Source organism: Rhodococcus daqingensis (assembly GCF_042665615.1).
In the GTDB taxonomy this organism is placed as follows: Bacteria; Actinomycetota; Actinomycetes; order Mycobacteriales; family Mycobacteriaceae; genus Rhodococcus_G; species Rhodococcus_G daqingensis.
Window position 1 is genome coordinate 198,362 of record NZ_JBHTCS010000022.1, and the last position, 24,976, is coordinate 223,337.

General features: G+C 68.9%; 22 protein-coding genes and 1 pseudogene. 16 read left to right on the top strand and 7 right to left on the bottom strand.

The window, feature by feature from the left end; genetic code table 11:
• Positions 1 to 11 precede the first annotated feature (11 nt).
• From ACFQS9_RS18645 to ACFQS9_RS18655, 3 genes are read right to left on the bottom strand one after another with little or no spacing between them, the layout of a single operon-like run.
• On the bottom strand, positions 12 to 1,733 hold the full coding sequence (locus ACFQS9_RS18645) for an urease subunit alpha (protein WP_378407364.1): 1,722 nt from the start codon (positions 1,731 to 1,733) through the stop codon (positions 12 to 14).
• The gene (locus tag ACFQS9_RS18650; protein ID WP_378407366.1) at positions 1,730 to 2,044 is read right to left on the bottom strand and encodes an urease subunit beta; all 315 of its coding nucleotides are present in this window, start codon (positions 2,042 to 2,044) and stop codon (positions 1,730 to 1,732) included. Before ACFQS9_RS18650 ends, ACFQS9_RS18645 begins: the two co-directional genes overlap by 4 nt.
• 9 nt (positions 2,045 to 2,053) lie before the next feature.
• A complete protein-coding gene (locus ACFQS9_RS18655) occupies positions 2,054 to 2,356 on the bottom strand; it encodes an urease subunit gamma (protein WP_378407368.1) in 303 nt (100 codons plus the stop codon).
• Positions 2,357 to 2,538: 182 nt separating this feature from the next.
• On the opposite strand from ACFQS9_RS18655, the gene ACFQS9_RS18660 reads away from it, so the two are divergent.
• The 14 genes from ACFQS9_RS18660 to nuoN all read left to right on the top strand — a co-directional run bounded on the left by ACFQS9_RS18660 (position 2,539) and on the right by nuoN (position 19,181).
• The gene (locus ACFQS9_RS18660; protein WP_378407370.1) at positions 2,539 to 2,955 is read left to right on the top strand and encodes an Rv3143 family two-component system response regulator; all 417 of its coding nucleotides are present in this window, start codon (positions 2,539 to 2,541) and stop codon (positions 2,953 to 2,955) included.
• 288 nt (positions 2,956 to 3,243) lie between these two features.
• Positions 3,244 to 3,612 carry an NADH-quinone oxidoreductase subunit A gene (locus ACFQS9_RS18665; protein ID WP_378407372.1) on the top strand — a complete coding sequence of 123 codons (369 nt, stop codon included), beginning with the start codon at positions 3,244 to 3,246 and terminating at the stop codon, positions 3,610 to 3,612.
• A 63-nt stretch (positions 3,613 to 3,675) separates the two neighbouring features.
• Positions 3,676 to 4,239 carry a NuoB/complex I 20 kDa subunit family protein gene (locus ACFQS9_RS18670; RefSeq protein WP_378407374.1) on the top strand — a complete coding sequence of 188 codons (564 nt, stop codon included), beginning with the start codon at positions 3,676 to 3,678 and terminating at the stop codon, positions 4,237 to 4,239.
• Positions 4,236 to 4,997 (top strand): NADH-quinone oxidoreductase subunit C, encoded by a 762-nt coding sequence (locus ACFQS9_RS18675; RefSeq protein ID WP_378407376.1) that lies wholly within the window; start codon positions 4,236 to 4,238, stop codon positions 4,995 to 4,997. Before ACFQS9_RS18670 ends, ACFQS9_RS18675 begins: the two co-directional genes overlap by 4 nt.
• Positions 4,997 to 6,325, top strand: a complete 1,329-nt coding sequence (gene nuoD / locus ACFQS9_RS18680; RefSeq protein ID WP_378407378.1) for an NADH dehydrogenase (quinone) subunit D — start codon at positions 4,997 to 4,999, stop codon at positions 6,323 to 6,325. The genes ACFQS9_RS18675 and nuoD overlap by 1 nt, the downstream gene beginning before the upstream one ends.
• Positions 6,325 to 8,526 (top strand): NADH-quinone oxidoreductase subunit NuoF, encoded by a 2,202-nt coding sequence (nuoF, locus tag ACFQS9_RS18685; protein WP_378407380.1) that lies wholly within the window; start codon positions 6,325 to 6,327, stop codon positions 8,524 to 8,526. The genes nuoD and nuoF overlap by 1 nt, the downstream gene beginning before the upstream one ends.
• Complete coding sequence (locus ACFQS9_RS18690) at positions 8,526 to 10,967, top strand: NADH-quinone oxidoreductase subunit G (RefSeq protein ID WP_378407382.1); 2,442 nt, start codon at positions 8,526 to 8,528, stop codon at positions 10,965 to 10,967. Before nuoF ends, ACFQS9_RS18690 begins: the two co-directional genes overlap by 1 nt.
• Positions 10,967 to 12,289 carry an NADH-quinone oxidoreductase subunit NuoH gene (gene nuoH, locus ACFQS9_RS18695; RefSeq protein ID WP_378407384.1) on the top strand — a complete coding sequence of 441 codons (1,323 nt, stop codon included), beginning with the start codon at positions 10,967 to 10,969 and terminating at the stop codon, positions 12,287 to 12,289. The genes ACFQS9_RS18690 and nuoH overlap by 1 nt, the downstream gene beginning before the upstream one ends.
• The gene (gene nuoI / locus ACFQS9_RS18700) at positions 12,273 to 12,908 is read left to right on the top strand and encodes an NADH-quinone oxidoreductase subunit NuoI (protein ID WP_378407386.1); all 636 of its coding nucleotides are present in this window, start codon (positions 12,273 to 12,275) and stop codon (positions 12,906 to 12,908) included. The genes nuoH and nuoI overlap by 17 nt, the downstream gene beginning before the upstream one ends.
• The gene (locus ACFQS9_RS18705; protein ID WP_378407388.1) at positions 12,905 to 13,717 is read left to right on the top strand and encodes an NADH-quinone oxidoreductase subunit J; all 813 of its coding nucleotides are present in this window, start codon (positions 12,905 to 12,907) and stop codon (positions 13,715 to 13,717) included. Before nuoI ends, ACFQS9_RS18705 begins: the two co-directional genes overlap by 4 nt.
• On the top strand, positions 13,714 to 14,013 hold the full coding sequence (nuoK, locus tag ACFQS9_RS18710) for an NADH-quinone oxidoreductase subunit NuoK (RefSeq protein ID WP_378407390.1): 300 nt from the start codon (positions 13,714 to 13,716) through the stop codon (positions 14,011 to 14,013). The genes ACFQS9_RS18705 and nuoK overlap by 4 nt, the downstream gene beginning before the upstream one ends.
• 1 nt (position 14,014) lies before the next feature.
• Entirely contained in the window at positions 14,015 to 15,898 is a 1,884-nt protein-coding gene (gene nuoL / locus ACFQS9_RS18715; RefSeq protein ID WP_378407392.1) for an NADH-quinone oxidoreductase subunit L, read from the top strand.
• Positions 15,895 to 17,529 (top strand): NADH-quinone oxidoreductase subunit M, encoded by a 1,635-nt coding sequence (locus ACFQS9_RS18720; protein ID WP_378407394.1) that lies wholly within the window; start codon positions 15,895 to 15,897, stop codon positions 17,527 to 17,529. The genes nuoL and ACFQS9_RS18720 overlap by 4 nt, the downstream gene beginning before the upstream one ends.
• Positions 17,526 to 19,181: an NADH-quinone oxidoreductase subunit NuoN gene (gene nuoN / locus ACFQS9_RS18725; RefSeq protein ID WP_378407396.1), complete on the top strand. Its 1,656-nt coding sequence runs from the start codon at positions 17,526 to 17,528 to the stop codon at positions 19,179 to 19,181. Before ACFQS9_RS18720 ends, nuoN begins: the two co-directional genes overlap by 4 nt.
• 129 nt (positions 19,182 to 19,310) lie before the next feature.
• Here nuoN and ACFQS9_RS18730 read toward each other — a convergent pair whose 3' ends face one another.
• Positions 19,311 to 19,715, bottom strand: a complete 405-nt coding sequence (locus ACFQS9_RS18730; RefSeq protein WP_378407398.1) for a hypothetical protein — start codon at positions 19,713 to 19,715, stop codon at positions 19,311 to 19,313.
• Positions 19,716 to 20,199: 484 nt separating this feature from the next.
• Here ACFQS9_RS18730 and ACFQS9_RS18735 point away from each other — a divergent pair, with 484 nt between their 5' ends.
• The gene (locus ACFQS9_RS18735) at positions 20,200 to 21,201 is read left to right on the top strand and encodes an alpha/beta hydrolase (RefSeq protein WP_378407400.1); all 1,002 of its coding nucleotides are present in this window, start codon (positions 20,200 to 20,202) and stop codon (positions 21,199 to 21,201) included.
• A gap of 37 nt (positions 21,202 to 21,238) precedes the next feature.
• On the opposite strand, the pseudogene ACFQS9_RS18740 reads toward ACFQS9_RS18735, so the two are convergent.
• The 3 genes and pseudogenes from ACFQS9_RS18740 to ACFQS9_RS18750 form a co-directional block, all read right to left on the bottom strand.
• Positions 21,239 to 21,817, bottom strand: a pseudogene (locus ACFQS9_RS18740) (DNA alkylation repair protein); the annotation flags it as partial.
• Positions 21,818 to 21,848: 31 nt separating this feature from the next.
• Entirely contained in the window at positions 21,849 to 22,298 is a 450-nt protein-coding gene (locus ACFQS9_RS18745; RefSeq protein WP_378407402.1) for a PaaI family thioesterase, read from the bottom strand.
• A gap of 180 nt (positions 22,299 to 22,478) precedes the next feature.
• Positions 22,479 to 23,207 (bottom strand): hypothetical protein, encoded by a 729-nt coding sequence (locus tag ACFQS9_RS18750; protein WP_378407404.1) that lies wholly within the window; start codon positions 23,205 to 23,207, stop codon positions 22,479 to 22,481.
• 359 nt (positions 23,208 to 23,566) lie between these two features.
• Here ACFQS9_RS18750 and ACFQS9_RS18755 point away from each other — a divergent pair, with 359 nt between their 5' ends.
• Positions 23,567 to 24,973 (top strand): iron chelate uptake ABC transporter family permease subunit, encoded by a 1,407-nt coding sequence (locus tag ACFQS9_RS18755; protein WP_378407523.1) that lies wholly within the window; start codon positions 23,567 to 23,569, stop codon positions 24,971 to 24,973.
• Positions 24,974 to 24,976 lie beyond the last annotated feature (3 nt).

The window sequence follows — 24,976 nt, forward strand, 5'->3', positions numbered from 1 at the left end:
ATGCACCGCCATCAGAACAGGAAGTAGCGCTGGGCCATCGGCAGCTCGGTCGCCGGCTGCTCGCGCCACACCTGCCCGTCGATCCGCACGGTGAACGTGTCGGGGTCCACCTCGATGTGGGGTCGCGCGTCGTTGAGCGGCATGTCCGCCTTGCCCCGCGCGCGGACATCGAGAACCGGTACCAGCCTGCGGTCCAGGTTCAGCCGATCGGCCAGACCGTCCTCGATCGCCTGCGGCGCCACGAAATGCACCGAGGTGGCGGCGGCCACCTTCGGGGCGGCGCCGAACATCGGCCGCGGCAGCACCGGTTGCGGGGTCGGGATCGAGGCGTTCGCATCGCCCATCGCGGCCCAGGCGATCGCGCCGCCCTTGATCACGGCGTGCGGCCGGACCCCGAAGAACGCGGGCTCCCAGAGCACCAGGTCAGCGAGCTTGCCCACCTCCACCGAGCCGATCTCCGCGTCGAGGCCGTGCGCGATCGCCGGGCAGATCGTGTACTTGGCCACGTATCGCCTGGCCCGGTGGTTGTCCGCGGCGCCGTCGCCGGGCAAGGCCCCGATCCGGCGCTTCATCACGTGCGCCGACTGCCAGGTGCGCAGCACCACTTCGCCGATCCGGCCCATCGCCTGCGAGTCGCTGCCGATCATCGAGATGGCACCCATGTCGTGCAGCAGGTCCTCCGCCGCGATCGTCGACGGCCGGATCCGGCTCTCCGCGAACGCCAGGTCCTCGGGGATCGACGGGTCCAGATGGTGACACACCATGAGCATGTCCAGGTGTTCGTCGAGGGTGTTCACCGTGTGCGGGCGGGTCGGGTTCGTCGAACTCGGCAGCACGTGACCCTGCGCGGCGACGGTGATGATGTCCGGAGCGTGCCCACCGCCCGCGCCCTCGGTGTGATAGGCGTGGATCCCCCGCCCTGCGATGGCCGCCAGGGTGTCCTCGACGAAGCCGGCCTCGTTCAGGGTGTCCGAGTGCAACGCCACCTGGACGCCCGCCGCGTCCGCGACGGACAGGCAGGCGTCGATGGCCGCCGGGGTCGAGCCCCAGTCCTCGTGCAACTTGAATCCGGAAGCGCCGCCACGCAACTGCTCCCACATCGACTCCGCGCTGACGGTGTTGCCCTTCCCGAGCAGCGCGATGTTCATCGGCCACCCGTCCAGCGCCTCCAGCATCCGGGACAGATGCCAGGAACCGGGCGTCACGGTGGTGGCCTTGGAACCCTCGGCGGGACCGGTACCGCCGCCGATCAGCGTGGTGATCCCGCCGCCGAGCGCCTCCTCCATGATCTGCGGGCAGATGAAGTGCACATGACAGTCGATCGCACCCGCGGTCAGGATCCGTCCGTTGCCCGCGATGATCTCGGTGGAGGGCCCCACCACCAGGTCCGGGTGTACCCCCGTCATCGTGTCCGGGTTGCCCGCCTTGCCGAGCGCCACGATCCGGCCGTCCCGGATCCCGACGTCCGCCTTGATGATTCCCCAGTGGTCGAGGATCACCACCCCGGTGATGACGGTGTCGGGCGCCCCTTCGGCGCGGGTCGCACGGCCCTGCCCCATGGATTCGCGGAGCACCTTGCCGCCGCCGAACACGGCCTCCTCGCCTGCCAGCCCCGGCCCGCCCGAACGGTCCTCGGTGACCTCGATGAACAGGTCGGTGTCGGCCAGCCGGATCCGGTCGCCGGTGGTGGGACCGAACAGCGCGGCGTAGCGGGCCCTGCTCAACGAGCTCATCGGCGGTCCAGCCGTCCGGGTGCGGCCAGGGTCAGGCCGTGCACCTCGCGGGTGCCGCCGATCGGGACCAGGCTCACGCGCTGCGCCAGCCCCGGCTCGAACCGGACCGCGGTGCCCGCGGGGACGTCGAGGCGGAGGCCGTGGGCGGCCGAACGGTCGAACCGCAGCGCCGCGTTCGCCTGCGGGAAGTGGACGTGGCTGCCGACCTGGACCGGCCGGTCGCCGACGTTGAGCACCTCGAGCTCGGTCCGCGGCGCATCGGGGTTCAGCTCGATCTCGCCATCGGCGCAGAGGATTTCACCGGGGATCATCGTCTGCTCCTACGCGATGGGATGGTGGACGGTCACGAGCTTGGTGCCGTCCGGGAAGGTGGCCTCGACCTGGACGTCGGCGAGCATCTCGGGCACGCCCTCCATCACGTCCTCGCGGCCGAGCACCTCGCGACCGGACGCCATCAGCTCGGCGACGGTGCGGCCGTCGCGCGCGCCCTCGAGCAGGTGATCGGTGATGATGGCCACCGCCTCGGGATGATTGAGCCGCAGCCCCCTGCCCCGGCGGCGCCTGGCGAGCTCGGCCGCATAGCTGAGCAGGAGTCGTTCCTGCTCGTGGGGCGACAGCCGCATCCGTCCTCCTGATGGTGTGCCGGGCGGGCGCCCGGAGTGGCAATGGTGCCACGCGATCCCGGGGCGATCGCAGCCTCCCCGCCGGGTTGACGCGGCCGTAAGAAGACCGAAACATGCAGGCAACACGCCCCTCTCGACGGAGCGGCGGCCCAGGAGGGCGCACCGCCAGTAGCATCGAGCCCGTGACCGAGGCGACGGAACGCACCAGCCCGCCAGTCGTGTTGCGCGTGCTCGTCTACAGCGACAACGCGCACACCCGCGCCCAGGTCATGAGCGCGCTCGGCGATCGGCCCCATCCGGATCTGCCGGCATTGACGTACCTCGAGGTGGCGACCGGTCCCGTCGTCATCGAGCTGATGGATGCCGGCGGCATCGACCTCGCCATCCTGGACGGGGAGGCGACGCCCGTCGGTGGCATGGGAATCGCCAAGCAGTTGAAGGACGAGATCCGCCGATGCCCGCCGATCCTGGTGCTGACCGGCAGGCCCGACGACGCCTGGCTGGCCAACTGGTCCAGGGCCGAGGCCGCGGTGCCGCAACCGATCGACCCGATCCGGCTCGCCGAGGCCGTCGTGACGCTGCTCCGCGCCTCCGCCTGACACCGCGATCCCTCCCGGGACACGCCCGCGAAGCGCCGAGCCCTGACTCACCAGACCGGTAGGGTGAGATGTAGCTCACATCGACCCGAGTCGGGATAGTGCGGCTCGTTCGGCCGGAGTGATCGCGTGGGAAGTGCTTCGGATCGTAGGAGCGTGGCATGGGGCGAGTCTGGCAACGCGGACCGACTGGTCGGCCCGGGATGCGCTGCCGCCCGAGTCCCGCGCGCGTGCTGGAACGACCGCTCGGAACCGGGCGGCCAGGCTCGCACAGAGGGGAGCTCATGCGGCATGAACGTCTATGTGCCGATCCTCGTACTCGGGGCGATCGCAACGGGATTCGCGATCTTCTCCGTGATCGTGGCGTCTGCCGTCGGCCCGAAGCGGTACAACCGGGCCAAGCTCGAGGCGTACGAGTGCGGTATCGAGCCGATGCGACAGCCGGCGGGTGGGGCCCCCGGTCAGCGCATCCCCGTGAAGTACTACCTCACGGCGATGCTGTTCATCATCTTCGACATCGAGATCGTGTTCCTGTACCCGTGGGCGGTGCACTTCGACGCACTCGGGCTCTTCGGGCTGGCCGCGATGGCGCTGTTCATCTTCAACGTGGCGGTGGCCTATGTGTACGAATGGCGACGCGGCGGCCTGAGCTGGGACTGAGCGTCCGCTCACGTAGTGCCGGAAGCCATCTCAAGCGAAATCCGAACTGAGAAGAGTGGCGAGATGGGTCTCGAGGAGAAACTGCCGAGCGGCTTCCTGCTGAGCACGCTCGAGGGGCTCGCGGGTTTCGCCCGCAAGGGTTCCCTCTGGCCGGCGAGCTTCGGCCTCGCCTGCTGCGCGATCGAGATGATGGCCACCACCTCGGGTCGCTACGACCTGGCCCGCTTCGGGATGGAGGCGTTCCGAGCCTCGCCACGGCAGGCCGACCTGATGATCGTCGCCGGACGGGTCAGCCAGAAGATGGCCCCGGTGCTCCGGCAGATCTACGACCAGATGGTCGAACCGAAGTGGGTCCTGGCGATGGGGGTGTGCGCGTCTTCGGGCGGCATGTTCAACAACTACGCGATCGTGCAGGGCGTCGATCACGTCGTTCCCGTGGACATCTACCTGCCCGGCTGTCCGCCGCGGCCGGAGATGCTGCTGAACGCGATCATCGCGCTGCACGAGAAGATCCAGCAGATGCCGTTGGGTGTCAACCGCGAGGAGGCGGTCCGGGCAGCCGAGCAGGCCGCCCTCGCCTCCACCCCGACGTTCGAACTCGGCACCCCCGGGGGTCTGCTCCGGTGACCCACAAGGACAGTGATCGCGACGACGATGCCCGGCGGGTCGACGCGGAGGCGACCGTGGGCCCGGAAGGCGCTGTGCCGTCGGAGCATCCGGAGGACGAGGAACTGATCGGTGTGCGTCGCGGCATGTTCGGGGTGCGCGGCACCGGCGACACCTCCGGCTACGGTCGGCTGGTTCGCCCGGTCACGGCGCCCGAGCATGCCACCCGCCCGTACGGCGGCTACTTCGACGCGGTCGCAGACGCCCTCGAAGCCGCGCTCACCGACGCCGGAGTGCGGTACCTGGAGGCCATCGAGAAGGTCGTCGTCTTCCGGGGCGAGATGACCTTGCATGTGCGGCGCGGGCACCTGCCGCTGGTCGCCCGGACCCTGCGCGACGAACCCGACCTCCGATTCGAGCTGTGTCTGGGCGTCAACGGTGTGCACTACCCCGAGGATGCCGGCCGGGAACTGCACGCGGTCTACCCACTCCGCTCGATCACCCTGGGGCGCGTGATCCGGCTCGAGGTGTCGGTGCCCGAGACCGATCCGCACGTGCCGTCGCTGTACCAGGTGTACCCGACGAACGACTGGCACGAGCGAGAGACCTACGACTTCTTCGGCATCGTGTTCGACGGCCATCCGTCCCTGACCCGCATCGAGATGCCCGACGACTGGCAGGGCCATCCGCAGCGCAAGGACTATCCGCTCGGCGGCATCCCCGTCGAGTACAAGGGCGCGCAGGTGCCGCCGCCGGACGAGCGGAGGGCGTACAGCTGATGAAGCACGCCGACCAGAGCATCACCGTCACGGGCCAGGACTGGGACGAGGTCGTGTCCACCACCGGAGCAGCGTCCACTGGTCGCTCCGCAGGCTCCGCTCCTGAAGGCCCCGAACGCATCGTCGTCAACATGGGTCCTCAGCACCCGTCCACGCACGGCGTGCTCCGTCTCATCCTCGAGATCGAGGGCGAGACCGTCACCGAGGCACGCTGCGGAATCGGGTACCTGCACACCGGGATCGAGAAGAACCTCGAATACCGCAACTGGACCCAGGGCGTCACCTTCGTCACCCGGATGGACTATCTCTCCCCGTTCTTCAACGAGACCGCGTACTGCCTCGGGGTGGAGAGGCTTCTCGACATCACCGAACAGATCCCCGAGCGGGCGGGCGTCATACGGGTCATGCTGATGGAACTCAACCGGATCTCCTCCCACCTGGTCGCGCTGGCCACCGGCGGGATGGAGCTCGGCGCGATCACCCCGATGCTCTTCGGGTTCCGCGAGCGCGAGTTGATCCTCGACGTCTTCGAGACGATCACCGGCCTGCGTATGAACCACGCCTACATCCGCCCCGGCGGCCTCGTCCGGGACCTGCCGCCCGGTGCGGTCGAGAAGGTACGGGACCTCCTCACGATCTTGCCGAAACGACTGCGGGACATCGAGTCGCTTCTCACCGACAACGCCATCTGGAAGGCCCGCACCGAGGGCATCGGTTATCTCGATCTGACCGGCTGCATGGCGCTCGGTGTGACCGGTCCGGTCCTGCGGGCCACCGGCCTCCCCCACGACCTGCGAAAGAGCGCACCGTACTGCGGCTACGAGAACTACGAGTTCGACGTCGTCACGGACACCGGCTGCGACTGCTACGGGCGATACCGGATCCGGGTCGACGAGATGACGGAATCGTTGAAGATCGTGGAGCAGTGCCTCGACCGGCTGCGGCCCGGCCCCGTGATGGTCGAGGACGAGAAGATCGCCTGGCCTGCCGATCTCGCCCTCGGCAGCGACGGATTGGGCAACTCCCCCGACCACATTCGCACGATCATGGGGACGTCGATGGAGTCGCTCATCCACCATTTCAAGCTCGTCACCGAGGGGCTCCGGGTACCGGCGGGACAGGTCTATGTGTCGGTCGAGTCGCCCCGCGGCGAGTTGGGCGTGCACATGGTCAGCGACGGCGGCAGCCGCCCGTTCCGGGTCCACTACCGGGACCCGTCGTTCACCAATCTTCAGGCCGTGGCGGCCATGTGCGAGGGCGGGATGGTCTCCGATGTCATCGCCTCGGTCGCCAGCATCGATCCGGTCATGGGCGGAGCTGATCGCTGATGTTGCAGGGACGAAACGACGAGCGGGCGAACAACATCGCCGTGAGCGGTCCGGCCGGCACCGCCGGACGGATCTTCATCGAACTCGGACCACGCCCGGACGAGAAGGGACAGCTGGTCCGCCCCGGCGCGCGCGCCTCCTACCCGGCCGACGTCCACGCCCGTTTGGCGGCGGACGCGGCGGAGATCATCGCGCGATATGGACAGGCGCCGAAGGACCCGGCGGCCCGCTCGGCACTGTTGCCCCTGCTGCACCTGGTCCAGGCCGAGGACAGCCACATCACCCCGGCCGGAATCGAGTTCTGTGCAACGCAACTCGGTCTCACCGGGGCCGAGGTCACCGCGGTGGCGACCTTCTATTCCATGTACCGTCGCAACCCGACGGGCGAGTTCCACGTCGGGGTCTGCACCAACACGCTCTGCGCGATCATGGGCGGCGACGCGATCGCCGCCGCACTCGAGGAGCATCTCGGCGTCGGCAACGGCGACACCACCGACGACGGCAAGATCACCCTCGAGCGCATCGAGTGCAACGCGGCGTGCGACTTCGCCCCGGTCGTGATGGTCAACTGGGAGTTCTTCGACAACCAGACCCCGGACACGGCACGGGGGATCGTCGACGGCCTGCGCGCGGGCGACCAGGTCAACCCGAGCAGGGGCGCGCCACTGTGTACCTTCCGCGAGACCGCGCGCATCCTGGCCGGGTTCCCGGATGGCCGGCCCGGCGCACTCGAGGCCGGCGGCGGCGCGGGCGATCCCACCGTGGTCGGCCTGCGGATCGCCCGTGAACTGGGGATGGAGGCACCCGCCGCCGCCCCACCACCCGAGCCCGCCATCTCCCCCGACGAGGCGGACCAACCACCGGCCGATGCCGCGGACCCGGCCGCCGCCCCCACCCCCCTGACCCCGGTCCTCAGCAGATACTGGGACGACCCGAGATCCTGGACGCTGGACACATACCGCCGCCACGACGGCTACCGGGCGCTGGACAAGGCCCTGCGCATGGATCCCGATCAGGTGATCGGGACCGTCAAGGACTCCGGGCTCCGTGGGCGAGGCGGTGCCGGCTTCCCCACCGGCACGAAATGGGGTTTCATCCCGCAACAGGACGACCCGACCGCGCCACCGCACTACCTGGTCGTCAACGCGGACGAGTCCGAGCCCGGCACCTGCAAGGACATGCCGCTCATCCTGGCCACCCCGCACGCCCTGATCGAGGGCGCGATCATCGCGGCGTACGCCATCCGCGCGAGCCGCGCCTTCATCTACCTGCGCGGCGAGGTCGTTCCGGTGCTGCGTCGGCTGCAAGCCGCGGTGGCCGAGGCCTACGACGCCGGGTACCTCGGCCGGAACATCCTCGGTTCCGGCTACGACCTGGATCTGGTGGTGCACGCGGGCGCGGGGGCCTACATCTGCGGCGAGGAGACGGCACTGCTCGATTCGCTGGAGGGCCGCCGCGGCCAACCCCGGCTGCGTCCGCCGTTCCCGGCGGTCGCGGGCCTGTACGCGAGCCCGACCGTGGTCAACAACGTCGAGTCGATCGCGAGCGTCCCGCCGATCATCCTGCGCGGGCCACAGTGGTTCCGCTCGATGGGCAGCACCGAGTCCCCCGGTTTCACGCTGTACTCCCTGTCCGGCCACGTCGCCCGGCCGGGACAGTACGAGGCGCCGCTGGGCATCACCCTGCGCGAACTGCTGGAGTACGCGGGCGGCGTCCGGGCCGGGCATCGGCTCAAGTTCTGGACCCCGGGAGGATCGTCGACCCCCCTCTTCACCGCCGATCACCTCGACGTCCCCCTGGACTACGAGCACGTCGCGGCCGCGGGCTCGATGCTCGGAACCAAGGCCCTGCAGATCTTCGACGAGACCACCTGTGTGGTCCGAGCGGTGCTGCGCTGGACCGAGTTCTATGAGCACGAGTCCTGCGGGAAGTGCACCCCCTGCCGAGAGGGCACCTACTGGCTGGTCCAGATCCTCGAACGCCTGGAGGCAGGCAACGGCACCGACTCAGACCTGGAGAAGCTGCTCGATATCTCCGACGCCATCCTCGGGAAGTCGTTCTGCGCCCTCGGCGACGGCGCGGCCAGCCCGATCATGTCCTCCATCAAGCATTTTCGTGACGAGTACCTCGCGCACTTCGAGCTCGGCCGATGCCCGTTCGAGCCGGAACGGTCCACTCTCCTTCCGAGAGGACACATCTGATGACGGTGAACACGAACGACGACGCGACCGAACTGCCGGTGCCCGAGGACCTCGTGTCCGCCACCATCGACGGTGTCCCGATCGCGGTTCCCAAGGGCACGTTGGTGATCCGCGCCGCCGAGATGGTCGGCATCCAGATCCCGCGGTTCTGCGACCACCCGCTGCTCGACCCGGTCGGCGCCTGCCGCCAGTGCCTGGTCGACGTGGAGGGCCAGCGAAAGCCGCTCGCCTCGTGTACCACCACCGTTACGGACGGCATGGCGGTCCACACCCAGCTCACCTCGCCGGTCGCGGACAAGGCGCAGCGGGGAGTGATGGAACTGCTGCTGATCAACCACCCGCTGGACTGCCCGGTCTGCGACAAGGGCGGCGAGTGCCCGCTGCAGAACCAGGCCATGTCCAACGGCCGCACCGAATCGCGGTTCGGCGGGGTCAAACGCACCTTCCCCAAACCGATTCCACTCTCCTCCGAGGTCCTGCTCGACCGGGAACGGTGCGTGCTCTGCGCGCGGTGCACCCGATTCTCCCAGCAGATCGCGGGCGACCCGTTCATCGACCTGTTGGAGCGGGGCGCGCTGCAGCAGGTCGGCATCTACGCCAAGGAGCCGTTCGAGTCCTACTTCTCCGGCAACACCGTGCAGATCTGCCCGGTGGGTGCGCTCACGGGCGCGGCGTACCGGTTCCGAGCCCGACCGTTCGACCTGGTGTCCAGTCCGAGCGCCTGCGAGCATTGCGCGAGCGGGTGCGACCTGCGCACCGATCACCGGCGCGGCACGGTGGTACGCCGGATGGCGGGCGACGACCCGGCGGTCAACGAGGAATGGAACTGCGACAAGGGCAGGTGGGCGTTCACCTATGCCACCGCGCCCGATCGCATCACCACACCGATGGTCCGCGCCGATGACGGCACGCTCGTGCCCGCGTCCTGGCCGCAGGCGCTGGCGACGGCGGCACGCGGATTGAGCTCGGCCGGTGGTGGTGTTGTTTCGAGCGACCTGCAAGCAGTCGCTACGGGTACCGGCGTCCTGGTGGGCGGCCGGTCCACCCTGGAGGACGCCTACGCCTACGCGAAGTTCGCGCGGGTGGTGCTCGGCACCAACGACATCGACTTCCGTAGCAGGCCGCACTCCGCGGAAGAGGCCGACTTCCTGGCCGCACGCCATTGGGTGACCGTGTCGTACCACGACCTCGAGAACGCACCGACCGTGCTGCTCGTCGGGTTCGAGCCCGAGGAGGAGTCACCGATCGTCTACCTGCGGCTGCGGAAGGCCGCGCGACGCGGCACCCTCGTGGTGCAGTCGATCGCGCCGTACGCCAGCCGGGGCCTGGAGAAGATGTCGGGCAGTCTGCTGCAGGCCGCGCCGGGCACCGAAGCGGCGGCGCTCGACGCGCTGCGGGAGTCGGAATTGCTGCGGAAGCCGGGTGCGGTGATCATGGTCGGCGAGCGACTGGCGGCCTTTCCCGGCGCACTGTCCGCCGCCGTCCGGCTGGCCGATCACACGGGTGCCCGGCTGGTGTGGGTGCCGCGTCGGGCGGGCGACCGGGGCGCGCTGGAGGCGGGCGCCCTCCCCCAGCTGCTCCCGGGCGGCCGACCCGTCGCCGACGCGGCGGCCCGACGCCAGGTGGCGCAGGCGTGGGGGTGCACGGACCTGCCTGCGGCGCGGGGCAGGGACACCGCGGACATCCTCGCCGCCGCGCGGGACGGCCGGCTCGGGGCGCTGGTGATCGGCGGGGTGGAGCCGGGCGATCTGGCCGACCCGCGCGCCGCCCTCGCCGCGATCGAGGCGGCGGGGTTCGTGATCAGCCTGGAACTGCGCCGCAGCGAGGTCACCGACCGCGCCGATGTGGTGTTCCCCGTCGCCCCTGTCGCGGAGAAGGCCGGGACCTTCCTCGACTGGGAGGGACGCCCGCGGGACTTCGACGCGGCGCTGCACGGTACCGGCGCCATGCCCGACCTGCGGGTGCTGGACGCGATCGCCGACCGGATGGGCGTGCGGCTCGGCCTCCCCGATGCCGCCTCCGCGCGGGCGGAGCTGGCCCGGCTCGGCCGGTGGGACGGTGAGGCGCCCGCCCCGCCGACTGTCGCGCCCGGGGAGCCGGCCCGGCCCGGTCCGGGCGAGGCCGTCCTCGCCGGCTGGCGAATGCTGCTGGACGCCGGTCGCATGCAGGACGGGGAGCCTCATCTCGCGGGCACCGCCCGTGCGCCGGTGGTGCGCCTGTCCGCCGTCACCGCGGCCGAGATCGGCGCCGGAGACGGGGATCCGGTGACCGTCAGCACGGACCGGGGGGCGATCACCCTGCCGCTGGCCATCACGGACCTGCCGGACCGGGTGGTGTGGCTGCCGCTGAACTCGCCCGGGTCCGCGGTGTTCCGCGAGCTCGCGACCCTCCCCGGTGGCGTCGTCCGCATCCACGCCGCGACAACCGGAACGGAGCGGTGATGGACACCGGGTATGCAGACCTGTCGGCGTTCGGCCACGATCCGTGGTGGCTGGTCCTCGGCAAGGCCGTGGCGGTCTTCGCCTTCCTGGTGCTGACGCCCCTGCTGGCGATCCTCGTCGAACGCAAGGTGCTGGCCTGGATGCAGATGCGGGTCGGGCCGAACCGGGTCGGGCCCAAGGGAACGCTGCAGAGCCTGGCCGACGGCATCAAGCTGGCGCTGAAGGAGGGCATCGTCCCGAGCGGCGTCGACAGGCCCGTCTACCTCCTGGCACCGATCATCGCGGTGGTGCCCGCCTTCATGGCGTTCGCGGTGATCCCGTTCGGTCCCGAGGTGTCGATCCTCGGCCACCAGACTCCGCTGCAACTCACCGACCTACCTGTCGCCGTGCTGTACATCCTCGCGGTCACCTCGGTCGGCGTGTACGGCATCGTGCTCGCCGGGTGGGCGTCGGGCTCGACCTACCCGCTGCTGGGCGGGTTGCGCTCGACGGCACAGGTCATCTCGTACGAGGTCGCGATGGGATTGGCGTTCGCCGCGGTCTTCCTGTGGGCGGGCACGATGGCCACCTCGGGCATCGTCGCCGCGCAGGAAGGTACCTGGTACGTCTTCCTACTGCTGCCCTCGTTCCTCATCTATGTCACCTCGATGGTCGGCGAGACCAACCGCGCGCCCTTCGACCTGCCGGAGGCCGAGGGCGAACTGGTCGGCGGCTTCCATACCGAGTACTCCTCGCTCCGCTTCGCCATGTTCATGCTCGCCGAGTACATCAACATGGCCACCGTCTCGGCGCTCGCGACCACGCTGTTCCTCGGCGGCTGGCACGCACCGTGGCCGCTGAACCTGTGGGACGGCGCGAACTCCGGATGGCTGCCCCTGCTGTGGTTCACCGCCAAGGTGTGGGGCTTCCTGTTCCTCTTCATCTGGCTGCGCGGCACGCTGCCCCGCCTTCGGTACGACCAGTTCATGAATCTCGGCTGGAAGATCCTGATCCCGGCCGCGCTGCTGTGGGTCATGGTCGTCGCCACCGCGCGGGCACTGCGGAACGAGGGGTACGGCTCCCTGCCGGTCTTCCTCTTCGGCGCGGGGACGGCCGTCGCACTGGTCGCGCTCGTCCTGCTGTGGCGCCGGCTCCGGTCCACGCAGAAGCCCTCGGCCGAGCCCGCGGGCCATATCGCGCCACCCCTCGAGGAGCCGTTCGACCCCATGGCAGGCGGGTTCCCGGTTCCGCCGCTACCCGGCCAGACGCTGCCCGCGTTCCGCCGGACACCGGTGCCCACGGGCGCCACCACCCAGGAGGGCGACGATGGCACAGGAGCGTAGCCCGCGGAGCGACCAGAAGGGACCGTTCCTAGGTCCCCTGTCGGGATTCGGCGTGACCTTCCAGACGATGTTCAAGAAGCCCAACACCGAGTTCTATCCCGAGGAGAAGGTGCCGACCGCCCCCGGCTTCCACGGCAGGCATCAGCTCAACCGCTACCCGGACGGTCTGGAGAAGTGCATCGGGTGTGAGCTGTGCGCCTGGGCCTGCCCCGCCGACGCCATCTACGTGGAGGGCGCGGACAACACCGAATCCGAACGCTACTCACCCGGTGAGCGATACGGCCGCGTGTACCAGATCAACTACCTGCGGTGCATCGGATGCGGCCTGTGCATCGAGGCGTGCCCGACCCGGGCGCTGACCATGACCGACGACTACGAGATGGTCGACGACAACAGGGCAGGGCTGATCTACGAGAAGGACCGACTCCTGGCGCCGCTCGAGCCGGGCATGGAGGAGCCGCCGCACCCGATGCAGCCGGGGAGCACGGACCGGGACTACTACCTCGGCACGGTCCCCGACAACACAGGCGCGGAGCCGGCGGAGCGCCCCGATAACACAGGCGCGGAGCCGGCGGAGCGCCCCGATAACACAGGCGCGGAAGGAGGGTCGCACCCGTGAACGCGGTCGCAGTCGCGGCGCAATTCGCCGCCGAGCCCCTCGAACGCACGTCCACGGGCGAGGCGGTCCAGTTCTGGATCCTCGCCGTGGTGGCCGTGATCGGCGCCCTCGGCGTCGTGTGCGCGACCAAGGCCGTCTATTCGGCCATCTTCCTCGCGCTGACCATGATCGTCCTCGCGGTCTTCTACATCGCCCAGGACGCGCTCTTTCTCGGCGTCGTGCAGGTCGTCGTCTACACAGGCGCGGTGATGATGCTGTTCCTGTTCGTCCTCATGCTCATCGGCGTCGACTCCTCCGACTCGCTGGTGGAAACGCTTCGCGGACAACGGGTCGCCGCGATCGCGGCCGGTCTCGGATTCGGGGTGCTGCTGATCGCCGCCATCGGCAACGCGACCGTCGTCTGGGGCGGGGTCGCCGCCGATCGGTCCGAGCGTCCGGTCGGCGACGTGGAGGCCCTCGCGGAACTCATCTTCATCCGCTATGTGTGGGCATTCGAACTCACTGGCGCGCTGCTGATCACCGCGACGATCGGCGCCATGGTGCTGGCGCATCGCGAGCGGTTCGGTCCCCGGGCGGATCAGCGGGAACTCTCGCGTGAACGGGTCCGCCGCTGGAGCGAGGGGGTCACCGACGGCAGTCGCGTGACCCCGTTGCCGAGTCCCGGTGTCTACGCGCGCAGCAATGCGGTCGACATGCCCGCACTGCTACCGGATGGGTCGTTCGACCCGTCGTCGGTCAGTCGCGTTCTGCGGCAACGAGACATCGCGGCACCCGAGTCGGAGACGTTCGGAGAGGAGGGCACGAGATGAACCCCGAGAACTACCTGTATCTGTCCGCCCTGCTGTTCACCATCGGCGCGGCGGGCGTCCTCACCCGCCGCAATGCCATCGTCGTGTTCATGTGCATCGAGCTGATGCTCAACGCAGGCAACCTCGCCTTCGTGACGTTCGCGCGGATGCACGACAACCTCGACGGCCAGGTCTTCGCGTTCTTCACGATGGTGGTCGCCGCGGCGGAAGTCGTTGTCGGCCTGGCGATCATCATGACCATCTTCCGTACCCGACGTTCGGCCTCGGTCGACGGCGCGAACCTCCTGAGGTACTGACGTGTCCGGGGGGATCTGGCTGCTGCCCGCACTGCCGCTGCTGGGCGCCACCGTGCTGCTGCTCGGCGGCAGGCGAACCGACCGGTGGGGTCATCTGTTCGCCTGCGCGACGGCGTTGGCGTCGTTCGCCGTCGGTGTCGTGTTCTTCGCCCAGATGCTCGGCCGCGACACCGCCGACCGCGTGGTCCACGAGAATCTCTTCAGCTGGGTGCCCGCCGCCGGCCTACAGGTCGACTTCGGGCTCCAACTGGACCAACTGTCCGTCTGCTTCGTGCTGCTGATCACCGGGGTGGGTTCGCTGATCCACGTCTACTCGGTCGGCTACATGAAGGACGATCCGGAGAGGCGACGATTCTTCGCCTACCTCAATCTGTTCCTGGCCGCGATGCTGCTCCTGGTGCTGGCGGACAACTACCTCGGCCTGTACGTCGGCTGGGAGGGCGTCGGCCTGGCCTCCTACCTGCTGATCGGCTTCTGGCAGTTCAAGCCCGCGGCCGCGACCGCGGCGAAGAAGGCCTTTGTCGTCAACCGCGTCGGCGACATGGGCCTGGTCGTCGCGATCATGATCATGTTCGCGACGTTCGGTTCGATCGGGTTCGGCGACGTCTTCACGATGGCACCCGAGGTGAGCGAGTCGGCGGTGACCGCGATCGGATTGGCTCTGCTGCTCGCGGCCTGCGGCAAGTCGGCCCAGGTGCCGCTGCAGTCCTGGCTCGGTGACGCGATGGAGGGCCCGACACCGGTGTCGGCGCTGATCCACGCCGCCACGATGGTCACCGCGGGCGTGTACCTCATCGTGCGGTCCAATGTGATCTTCGATCTGGCGCCGGGTGCACAGCTCGCCGTGGTGACCGTCGGTGCGGTCACCCTGCTGTTCGGCGCGATCATCGGCTGCGCCAAGGACGACATCAAGAAGGCGTTGGCCGCCTCGACGATGAGCCAGATCGGCTACATGGTGCTGGCCGCGGGGCTCGGGCCGGCGGGATACGCCTTCGCGATCATGCACCTGCTCACCCACGGATTCTTCAAGGCGGGACTGTTCCTCGGTGCCGGGTCGGTGATGCACGGCATGAACAACGAGACCGACATGCGCCGGTACGGCGGCTTGCGGGTGTTCATGCCGATCACGTTCGTCACGTTCGGGCTCGGCTACCTGGCGATCCTCGGCATCCCCCCGTTCGCCGGCTACTTCTCGAAGGACAAGATCATCGAGGCGGCGTTCGGTGCGGGCGGCACCGAGGGCATCATTCTCGGCTCGGCCGCGCTGCTGGGGGCGGGTATCACCGCGTTCTACATGACGCGGGTGATGCTGCTGACGTTCTTCGGACAGCCGCGGTGGGCACCCGCGGCCCACCCCCACGAGTCGCCCCGCGTGATGACGTGGCCGATGATCCTCATCGCGATCGGTTCGGTCACCTCCGGCGCCCTCCTGACTTTCGGTGGAGCACTGCAGCATTGGCTCGAACCCGTGGTCGGTACCCACCATCCGGAGCTCGCCATCCCCGTGTGGGTGATCACCGCGACCACCCTGGCGGTGGTGCTCGCCGGGGTCGCGGTGGCCTACCGGCAGCACGCCGGGCAGGAGATCCCCGAGGTCGCACCCACCGCGGTCTCCCCACTCACCGTCGCGGCCCGCAGGGACCTGTACGGCGACGCAGTCAATGAGGCGGTGTTCATGCGACCTGGCCAACATCTCACGCGGTGGCTCGGGTACGTCGACGGCAGGGGAATCGACGGCGCGGTCGGTGGGTTGGCCGCGGCGATCGGTGGTGCCTCGTCCCGGATCCGCCGCCTGCAGACCGGATTCGTCCGGACGTACGCCCTGTACATGTTCGCGGGTGCGGGCGCGGTGGCCGCGACGATGGTGCTGGTGGGTCTGCGATGAGCATTCCGTGGTTGACCGCGATCTGGGTGGCACCGCTCGTCGGCGCCGCCGCCGTCCTCTGCCTGCCCCCGGACCGGCACCGCCTCGCCCGGTCGTTCGCGCTCGGCACCGCGCTCGTGGTGCTCGTCGTGGCCGTCTCGGTGGCGGTCGGCTTCGACCCGGCCGGCGCGCAGTACCAGTACGTCGAGTCGCACGCCTGGATCCCTGCCTTCGGCACCCGGTACACGCTCGGGCTGGACGGGATCGCGCTGGTGATGGTGCTGCTGACGGCCGTGCTCGTCCCGCTGCTCCTGTTGGCCGGATGGAACGACGTGGCGGAGCCCGATCCGGCCGGCAGGCGCAGGATCCACTTCTATGTGGCGTTGATACTGGTGGTCGAGTCGATGGTGATGATGGCGTTCAGCGCCCTCGACGTCCTGCTGTTCTATGTGTTCTTCGAGGCGATGCTGATCCCGATGTACTTCCTCATCGGCGGTTTCGGCGGGAGTGAGACGGGCGAAACGACGGGGCGGTACAGCCCGGCCCGATCCCGCGCTGCGGTGAAGTTCCTGCTGTACAACCTCTTCGGCGGACTGATCATGCTCGCCGCGGTCATCGGACTGTATGTGGTGACGGTTCGCGCGGGCAGTCCGTTCCCCGGTGGCACCTTCGACTTCCGTGAGATCGTCGCCGCCGCGTCCACGGGCGGGCTCGGCGTCGATCCCGGCGTTCTCCATGCGCTGTTCCTCGGCTTCATGTTCGCCTTCGCGGTCAAGGCGCCGCTGTGGCCCTTCCACACCTGGCTGCCGGGCGCGGCGACCGCCGCCACCCCCGCCACCGCGGTGCTCATGATGGCCGTCGTCGACAAGGTCGGCACGTTCGCCATGCTGCGCTACTGCCTGCAACTGTTCCCCGAGTCGTCCGCGTACTTCGCGCCGGTCATCGCCACGCTGGCGGTGGTCGGCATCGTCTACGGCGCGGTGCTGGCGATCGGCCAGACCGACGTGATGCGGTTGATCGCCTACACGTCGATCTCGCACTTCGGGTTCATCATCCTGGGCATCTTTGCGATGACCAGTCAGGCGCAGGCCGGGTCGGCGCTCTACATGGTCAACCACGGCATCTCGACCGCGGCCCTGTTCCTGGTGGCCGGGTTCCTCGTCTCCCGCCGGGGAACCAGGGCCATCGCCGCGTACGGCGGCGTGCAGAAGGTCGCCCCGGTGATGGCCGGCACCTTCCTCGTCGCCGGTCTCGCGACCCTGTCCCTGCCCGGGCTGGCGCCGTTCGTGAGCGAGTTCCTCGTCCTGGTCGGCACTTTCACCCGGTACCCGGTCGCCGCGCTGATCGCCGCCAGCGCGCTGGTGCTGGCCGCGATCTACGTGCTGTGGCTCTACCAACGCGTGATGACCGGCCCGGTACGCAGCGGCAACGAGCGCATCCGCGATCTGGTCCCTCGCGAGATCGCGGTCGTGGCGCCGCTGATCGCGCTGCTCCTTGTGCTGGGCTTCTATCCGAAACCCGTCCTCGACATCGTGAACCCCGCGGTGAGTCAGATCATGACCACCATCGGCCAGCAGGACCCGGCACCGACCGGCCCGCACATCACGGGCTACGTCGCCGATCAGGACAACCCCGGAGGTGCGCACCGATGAGGTCCCACGAAGCCCTCGCACAGGTGGCGTCCCTGCCCGCGCCGGAGATCGAGTACGGCCGGCTCGCGCCGATGCTGATCGTGTTCGGGGTGGCCGTCGTCGCGGTGATCGTCGAGGCGTTCGCGCCCAGCCGGGGCCGCCTGACCAGCCACCTGGTGCTCAGTCTGGGCGGCCTGGGCGCGGCATTCGTCGCGGTCGTGCTGCTGAGGGGGGATCACGGCACCGCCGCCCTGGGTGCGGTGGTCGTGGACGGACCCACCCTGTTCCTGCAGGGCACGATCCTGCTGGTGTCGATCCTCGCGGTGCTGCTGATCGCCGAGCGGAGTGTCTTGCGGGCGGAGGCGGCACCGGGCGCCGCGGTCCGGACCCCCGGTGCCGGCGTCGGGGGTATGGACGCCTTCGCCCCGCAGGCGTCCGCCGTCCCCGGCAGTGTGGACGAGCTGGAGGCCACTCGGGCGGGGGTGACGCAGACCGAGGTGTTCCCGCTGGCACTGTTCGCGGTCGGCGGGATGTTGCTGTTTCCCGCCGCGGGTGACCTGCTCACCATGTTCGTGGCCCTCGAGGTGCTGTCCCTGCCGCTCTACCTGCTCTGCGGGCTCGCCCGACATCGTCGACTGCTCTCGCAGGAGGCCGCCCTCAAGTACTTCCTGCTCGGCGCGTTCTCGTCGGCGTTCTTCCTGTACGGCGTGGCGTTGCTGTACGGCTACGCCGGCACGGTGCGGCTCGGGGGCATCGCCGACGCAATCGCCGACGACGGCGGGCAACGCCCCGTGCTGGCACTGCTCGGTACCGGACTGCTCTCCGTCGGCCTGCTGTTCAAGGTCGGCGCGGTGCCGTTCCACTCGTGGATACCCGACGTCTATCAGGGCGCTCCCACCCCGATCACCGCCTTCATGGCGGCGGCCACCAAGATCGCCGCGTTCGGTGCGATGCTGCGCATCTTCTACGTCGCCGTGCCCGAGCTGCGCGCGGATTGGCGGCCGGTGCTCTCCGGCATCGCCATCGCGACCATGGTGATCGGTTCGGTGCTGGCGATCACGCAGACCGATGTCAAACGAATGCTCGCGTACTCGGCGATCGCGCACACCGGATTCATCCTCACCGGCCTGATCGCGGGCAACGATGCGGGCCTGTCGGCCACGATGTTCTATCTGCTCGCCTACGGGTTCAGCACACTCGGCGCCTTCGCCTGTGTCGGACTGGTCCGCGGCAGCACCCGCGAGGCCACGGACATGTCGAGCTGGGCCGGCCTCGGCCGACGTTCGCCGCTGCTCGCCGCGGTCTTCGCCCTGTTTCTGCTCTCCTTCGCCGGAATCCCGTTGACCAGTGGGTTCGTCGGAAAGTTCGCGGTGTTCCGGGCCGCCGCCGAGGGCGGGGCCGTTCCCCTCGTCATCGTCGGCGTGGTCAGCAGCGCGATCGCGGCCTTCTTCTACGTACGGGTCATCGTCCTGATGTACTTCTTTGAGCCACAGGAGCGGAGCCTGCGGAGCGACCAGACAGCACAGCCTGCATCCGGAGCGACAACGGTCGTGATGCCCGGAACCGCGACCGCCGCCGCGATCTGCCTGTGTGCCGCCGTGACGGTGATGCTCGGCATCCTGCCGCAGCCCGTCCTCGATCTGGCCGACCGGGCGGCCGAGTTCCTCCGCTGACGAGGACCGACGACGCGGCTGGCGCCGACTGAAGGGTGTAATCGGCCGGCGGCGCGTCATCCGCCGGCGCGAAGCGCCAGGTCGGCGAGTTGCGATTCGGCAGCGGATGCATGCCGATGGTGCGCGCGGTCAGGACGGCAGGCGTCCGGTGAGGAGAAACTCGTGGACGTCTTCGATTGCGGCGCCGATGCTGCCGACGTTGGCCTGGCCGGTGCCGGAGAAGGGACCCCCCTCATCATATGGATCTGCTTCGACCGTCACCGACTGGGATCCTAGGTGACCCGAGTGCTCGCATCGAGCGCTCACGGTGTACTGACCAGCGGAAGCGAGGGCATTCAGGGAGAGATAACCGTGCCCGTCCGTGTAGCCGCTCTTACTCACATTGGCGCCGACCAGCATCTCGCAGTATTCATTCGAGTAATCGGATTCGATGATGACGCCGAGCTGTTCTTCGCCACCGTAGAATCGGGCGCTGGCCGCAGTCGCGGTTCCGGGAAGGACAAGCATCGGCAGGACTGCGGCGGCGGCGGCCACCGCGGCGCCTAGGGTTATGCGTTTCATGATCAAAGCTGCCGATCTGACGAGATGCAGATGTTCTTCATCGATTTGATCGATTCATCTTCTGACCTGGGTCAGCGGAGAAATCGAAATCCCTGCGCGGTTATCAACTCTACCCCTATGAAGGTTCATGTTTCGGTACAGTTTATGTACTCCAGGTTGATTTAGGTGCCTAGAAGGTGGGCTGCCGTTTCTTGGCAATAGTCGAGCCCGACGTGCGCAATTTGCCGTAGGCGATCCTCATTACGGTTCAGCGCTGCGATCCAGGTAACCCGACTGCCGCCGGGAATCCCGACGACAAGCCGGACAGGTGCGGCAATCCGAGCTTGTGTACGACCCTCAGGTGACGAGTCGGTCTACCATTTTCACCGCGGGCAACATCGACCCTCGATACCGTGAGGCGAGTCTGCAGATGAGTCGGCCAACGTCGCGAATCATCACGACAGCTTTTGCTGCCCTGATGTCGATGCTCCCGCCGGCGGGAGGGGGTACCGCGGCTGCGGACCCGATCATCGACACCGGTGCGTTGCTCGCCGCCGCGCAGGCGCCGAACGGGTCGTACGTGGACACCGTCGAGCTCACCGATGATCGACATCTGACGATCCACGTGTACTCGACATCCATGATGCAGACGTTCCCCGTGCAGGTACAGCGGCCGGCCGACACCAACCAGAAGCGCCCCGTCCTGTATTTGCTCAACGGAGCGGGAGGCGGAGTGGACGATGCGCAATGGGGGCTCACTACCGACGTCCTCGAGTTCCTCGCTCCCGAGAACATCAACGTTGTGACACCGATCGGTGGCGCATTCAGCTACTACACCGACTGGAAGCAGGCCGATCCGGTGCTCGGGCTCAACAAGTGGAAGACCTTCCTCACCGAGGAGCTGCCCCCCATCATCGACGCCGGACTGGGAACCAACGGCGACAACGCCATTGCGGGCCTGTCGTCGTCGGCGACCTCAGTGCTCGCGTTGGCCGAGTCCACGCCCGGCCTCTACAAGGGCGTGGCCTCGTACAGCGGTTGCGCCCAGACCAGCGACCCCCTCGGCCGGAGTTTCGTCGAGGTCACGGTCGAGACCTGGGGTGGGGGCGACGTCCTCAACATGTACGGCCCGCCCGACGACCCGATGTGGGTGGCGAACGACCCCTACGTGAACGCCGAGAAGCTGCGCGGGCTCAGCCTGTACATCTCGACCGGCAACGGACTGCCCGGACAATACGAAACCCTGAACAACCCGCACGCCCTTCCCGGTCCCTATGGCCTCGCCAACCAGATCGTCGTCGGCGGCGTCATCGAAGCCGCAATCAACTACTGCACGCACAATCTGCAGAACCGGTTGAACGAGCTGGGCATCCCGGCAACTTTCCACCTCCGCAATTCGGGCACCCACTCGTGGGGCTACTGGCAGGACGACTTCAAGCACTCGTGGCCCGTCATCGCCAGGCCGCTGGGCGGTGTGTAACTCCTTGGCACGGCACAGGGGTGCCGCCGCGGTGCGGCTACCCGTGCGTTCGGCGGCGGACGATCTCGATGATCCAGATCGGCGCGTAGGGGGACGTGCAATTGGGCGGAGTGGGGTAGTCCTTGAGCACTTCGAGACGTTCGCCGATGCTGATCGCGCGGGCACGGTGCTCGGGGTGATGGATCCCGGTGGTCGCGAGGCATTCGTTCATGGCCCACTGCAGGCGATCCGGCGCGTCCTTCATGTGTTCCTCGATGAGGTCGAGCAGTTCGGGCAGGTCGAGGTCGTCGGGGGCTTTCGCCACGCGGTCGCTGGTCAGCGCCCACCCGGCGCTGGCGACGACCGGGTCGGAGTCGGCGAACCACGCGGTGCGAAGTTCTTCGACGTGCGCATTCTTCTTGACGACGTAGCTGATGAGCCAGCCGTGCACCTTGGGGACGCGCGCGTCGCGGAGCATGCCGTCCAACTCGGACGCGGTGTACGCCTTGGGACGGCTGATCAGGATCGCGAGGAGAGGGGCCGCGGTGTCGCCGGTCCCCCAGAGCTGACCGGCGAGGTCGTGCTGGGTCTTGAGGCGTTTGGCCACCGCGCGCAGCTTGGTGAGGTTGACGCCGTGCCGGCACCGCTACGCCAAGGGAGAGGCTCCCCTAGCTGCCGAGCCGGTCCGTGTCCGTGACGTTCGCGAGACGCACCTGACCCTTGGCGACCAGCCGGTCGCGCTCGTCGACGACGGCGACCTGCCACAGCTGCTGGGTTCGGCCTCGGTGCACCGGCGTCGCCTCCGCGAACAGGACTCCGTCCCGGGTGGCCCGCAGGAAGTCGGTGTTGTTGTTGACGCCGACGACGTGCCCCCGGTCCCCGAGCCAGATGCTGCCGGCGATGCTGGCCAGCGTCTCGACGACGGCGCAGTGCACGCCGCCGTTCATGATGCCGGCCGGCTGGTACAGCTCGGGACGCACGGTCCACTGGGCGCGCACCCGGTCGCCGCTCAGTTCGGTGTACTCGAGGCCGAGCACCGCACCGAATCCCTTGTTGAGGAAAGGGGTTGCCGTCGCGGGATCCATTCCCGACAGATCACTCAGGGACGCACTGCTCATTTCACACTCCGTGGTTGCCGGCCGGTCGAGTGAATGTACCTTTCGCCGGAAATGCCGACGGGCCCCACACCCGAAGGTATGGGGCCCGTCGCGGGGAAGGACCGGGAGTCACTGCAGCCCTCAGGACTCCGGCGCGGTCCGATCATTCACGTTCCGAGGAGAACTATAGGCAAGCCTGACCTAACTTGCAAGCGCCGCGACGGCACCGCGCCGCAATGCCGTCCGGTCGGCGCGCGCCCGGACCGGCACCCCCGCGCCCTCGAAGGCGTCGAGCAGGCCTTGACCGCGGCGCATCGCAACGGACTCGCCGACACCGCCGAGGATCGGCACCAGCGTCGCCGCACCGAGGATCGCCTCGCCGACCATGGCCCACAGGCGCGATCGATCGAGCGGCACGATCAGGTCCAGGGCATCGAAGATCGCGACCAGCGCGATGCGAGCGCGGTGCGCGGTCCACACCAGCAGGGCGCCCTCGCACGGCAGCGTCACCGCCGCGGGCGTGCCGGCCCAACGATCACCCGGCAGCACTCGCAGCACCGGGTCGCTCACCCCGGCCCAGTCGATACAGCCGTCGCTGTCCATGTGCAGCCACAGGTTCTCCAGGCCCGGATCCCAGGCCCGCCCCTCCAACACCACCAGGGAGGCGACCCGGCCGATCACCGCGTGAATGAGGGCGGTGGCCACCGAGGCGGCCGCCGCCTCACGGTCGCCGAGATCCGCCAGCGCCCGCTCGACCATCCGCTCGACGCGGTCCCCCCAGATCCCCTCGGCGGCGGACCACCATCGACGCTTGCCCTGATCGGCCATCAGCGCGACGGCGTACACCCGCGGATACTCCGGATAGATGCCGCGCAGGCGACTGCACGAGTCCTCGAGTGCGGCGAAGGGGTCACCGCCTGCCGGTTTCACCGAAGCGGCGGTCGATGACACTGCGATCGGGGGCGCTGCGATGGATGACAATGCTCTCTCACTCCTGGGTCGGCGACGTTCGGACAACTCGAAGAGGTCTGCACAGGGCGACCGCTAGCGGGTCACCCCATCTGCACAGGACGGCCAGATGTCGACCGGCTTCGAATGTAGGTTAGCCTAACCATCACTATCGGGTGACAGGGAGCCGGACCCCCGGCCGGGGATAGGGTTCCGTAACCTAAATCTCTCAACCTGCGCCCCGCCGATCAGGAGCACCGACCGTGACGTCCACACCCCCACCCGGCTCGGTCGCCGCTCGCCCCGAGCCGACCGCGACCCGGGGGACCCACCCGACCGAGATCTACGGGTCGCTGGAGGTCCCGAGCGGGCCGGCACCGATCCAGCGTCGACTGCTCGCCGCCCTCGCGGACCTGGGTGTGGTCGCGCTCCCCCTGATCATCGGCTGGTTCGTCGTCGACTCCCTGCGCGACGACAACGGCGGCGGCCAGATGGATCGCGCGGTCTTCGGCGCAGTCGCGCTGATCACCGCGCTCGCCCTGCTCATCTGGAACCGCGGCACCAGGGAGGGCGCCACCGGCCAGAGCGTCGGCAAGGGCTGGCTGGGTCTGGTCACCCGGGACGCCGAAACCGGCGAGCCCCTCGGCACCCGGCGGGCCCTGCTCCCCCGCACCGGCGCCGAGGTGGTCCGGCTCAACACCGCGGCCGCGGAAGGCTTCACCCCGATCCGTCGCGACACCTCGATGGCCGCGACCCGCAGGCGTCGCCTGCTCGGGCTCGCGCTCCTGGTGCTGCTGCTCGCCGCGGCGGCCCTCGCCAGCATCGCCGTCGGCGCCCGGCCGATGACCTTCGCCGAGATCTTCCACGCCCTGTTCACCCCGACCGGACTCGACACCGACCTGGTGGTGCGGACCCTGCGGGCGCCGCGGACCGCGCTCGGGATCGCCGTCGGCATCGCGCTCGGCATCGCGGGCGCCCTCATCCAGGGCCACACCCGCAACCCGCTCGCGGACGCCGGGCTGCTCGGGCTCAACGGCGGCGCCGCCTTCTTCGTGGTGCTCTCGATCTATCTGTTCGGACTGGCCGGGCCGAACGAGTACCTGTGGTTCGCCTTCGCCGGATCCCTCGCCGCCAGCATCGTCGTGTTCGGCATCTCGTCGATCGGCAACGGCAGGTCGAGCCCGCTGAGCCTCGCGCTCGCCGGTGCCGCGGTGGCCATGTTCCTCAGCGCCATGACCAACACGGTCATCCTGCTCGACCAGACCAGCCTCGACGGCTACCGGTTCTGGGTCGTCGGCTCCATCGCCGGGCGCGGCCCCGAGGTGCTCTGGCAGGTGCTGCCGTTCCTGGTGATCGGCGCGCTGATCGCGATGGCGAGCACCCCGAGCCTGAACGTGCTCAGCCTCGGCGACGACGTCGCCCGCGGACTCGGCACCAACATCGTGTTGAGCCGGACCATCGGCATCGTCGCGATCACCCTGCTTACCGGCGCCGCCACCGCGGCCTGCGGCCCGATCGCGTTCGTCGGGCTGGTGGTACCCCACGTCGCCCGGTCGATCACCGGCCCGGACTACCGCTGGCTGGTGCCCTACGCCGGCATCATCGGCGCCATCATGGTCCTGCTCGCGGACGTGATCGGCCGCGTCGTGGTCCGCCCGGGCGAACTCCAGGTGGGAATCGTGTTGGCGCTCTTCGGTGCACCCTTCTTCGTCGCGCTCGTCCGGCGCAGAAAGCTGGTGTCGCTGTGAGCC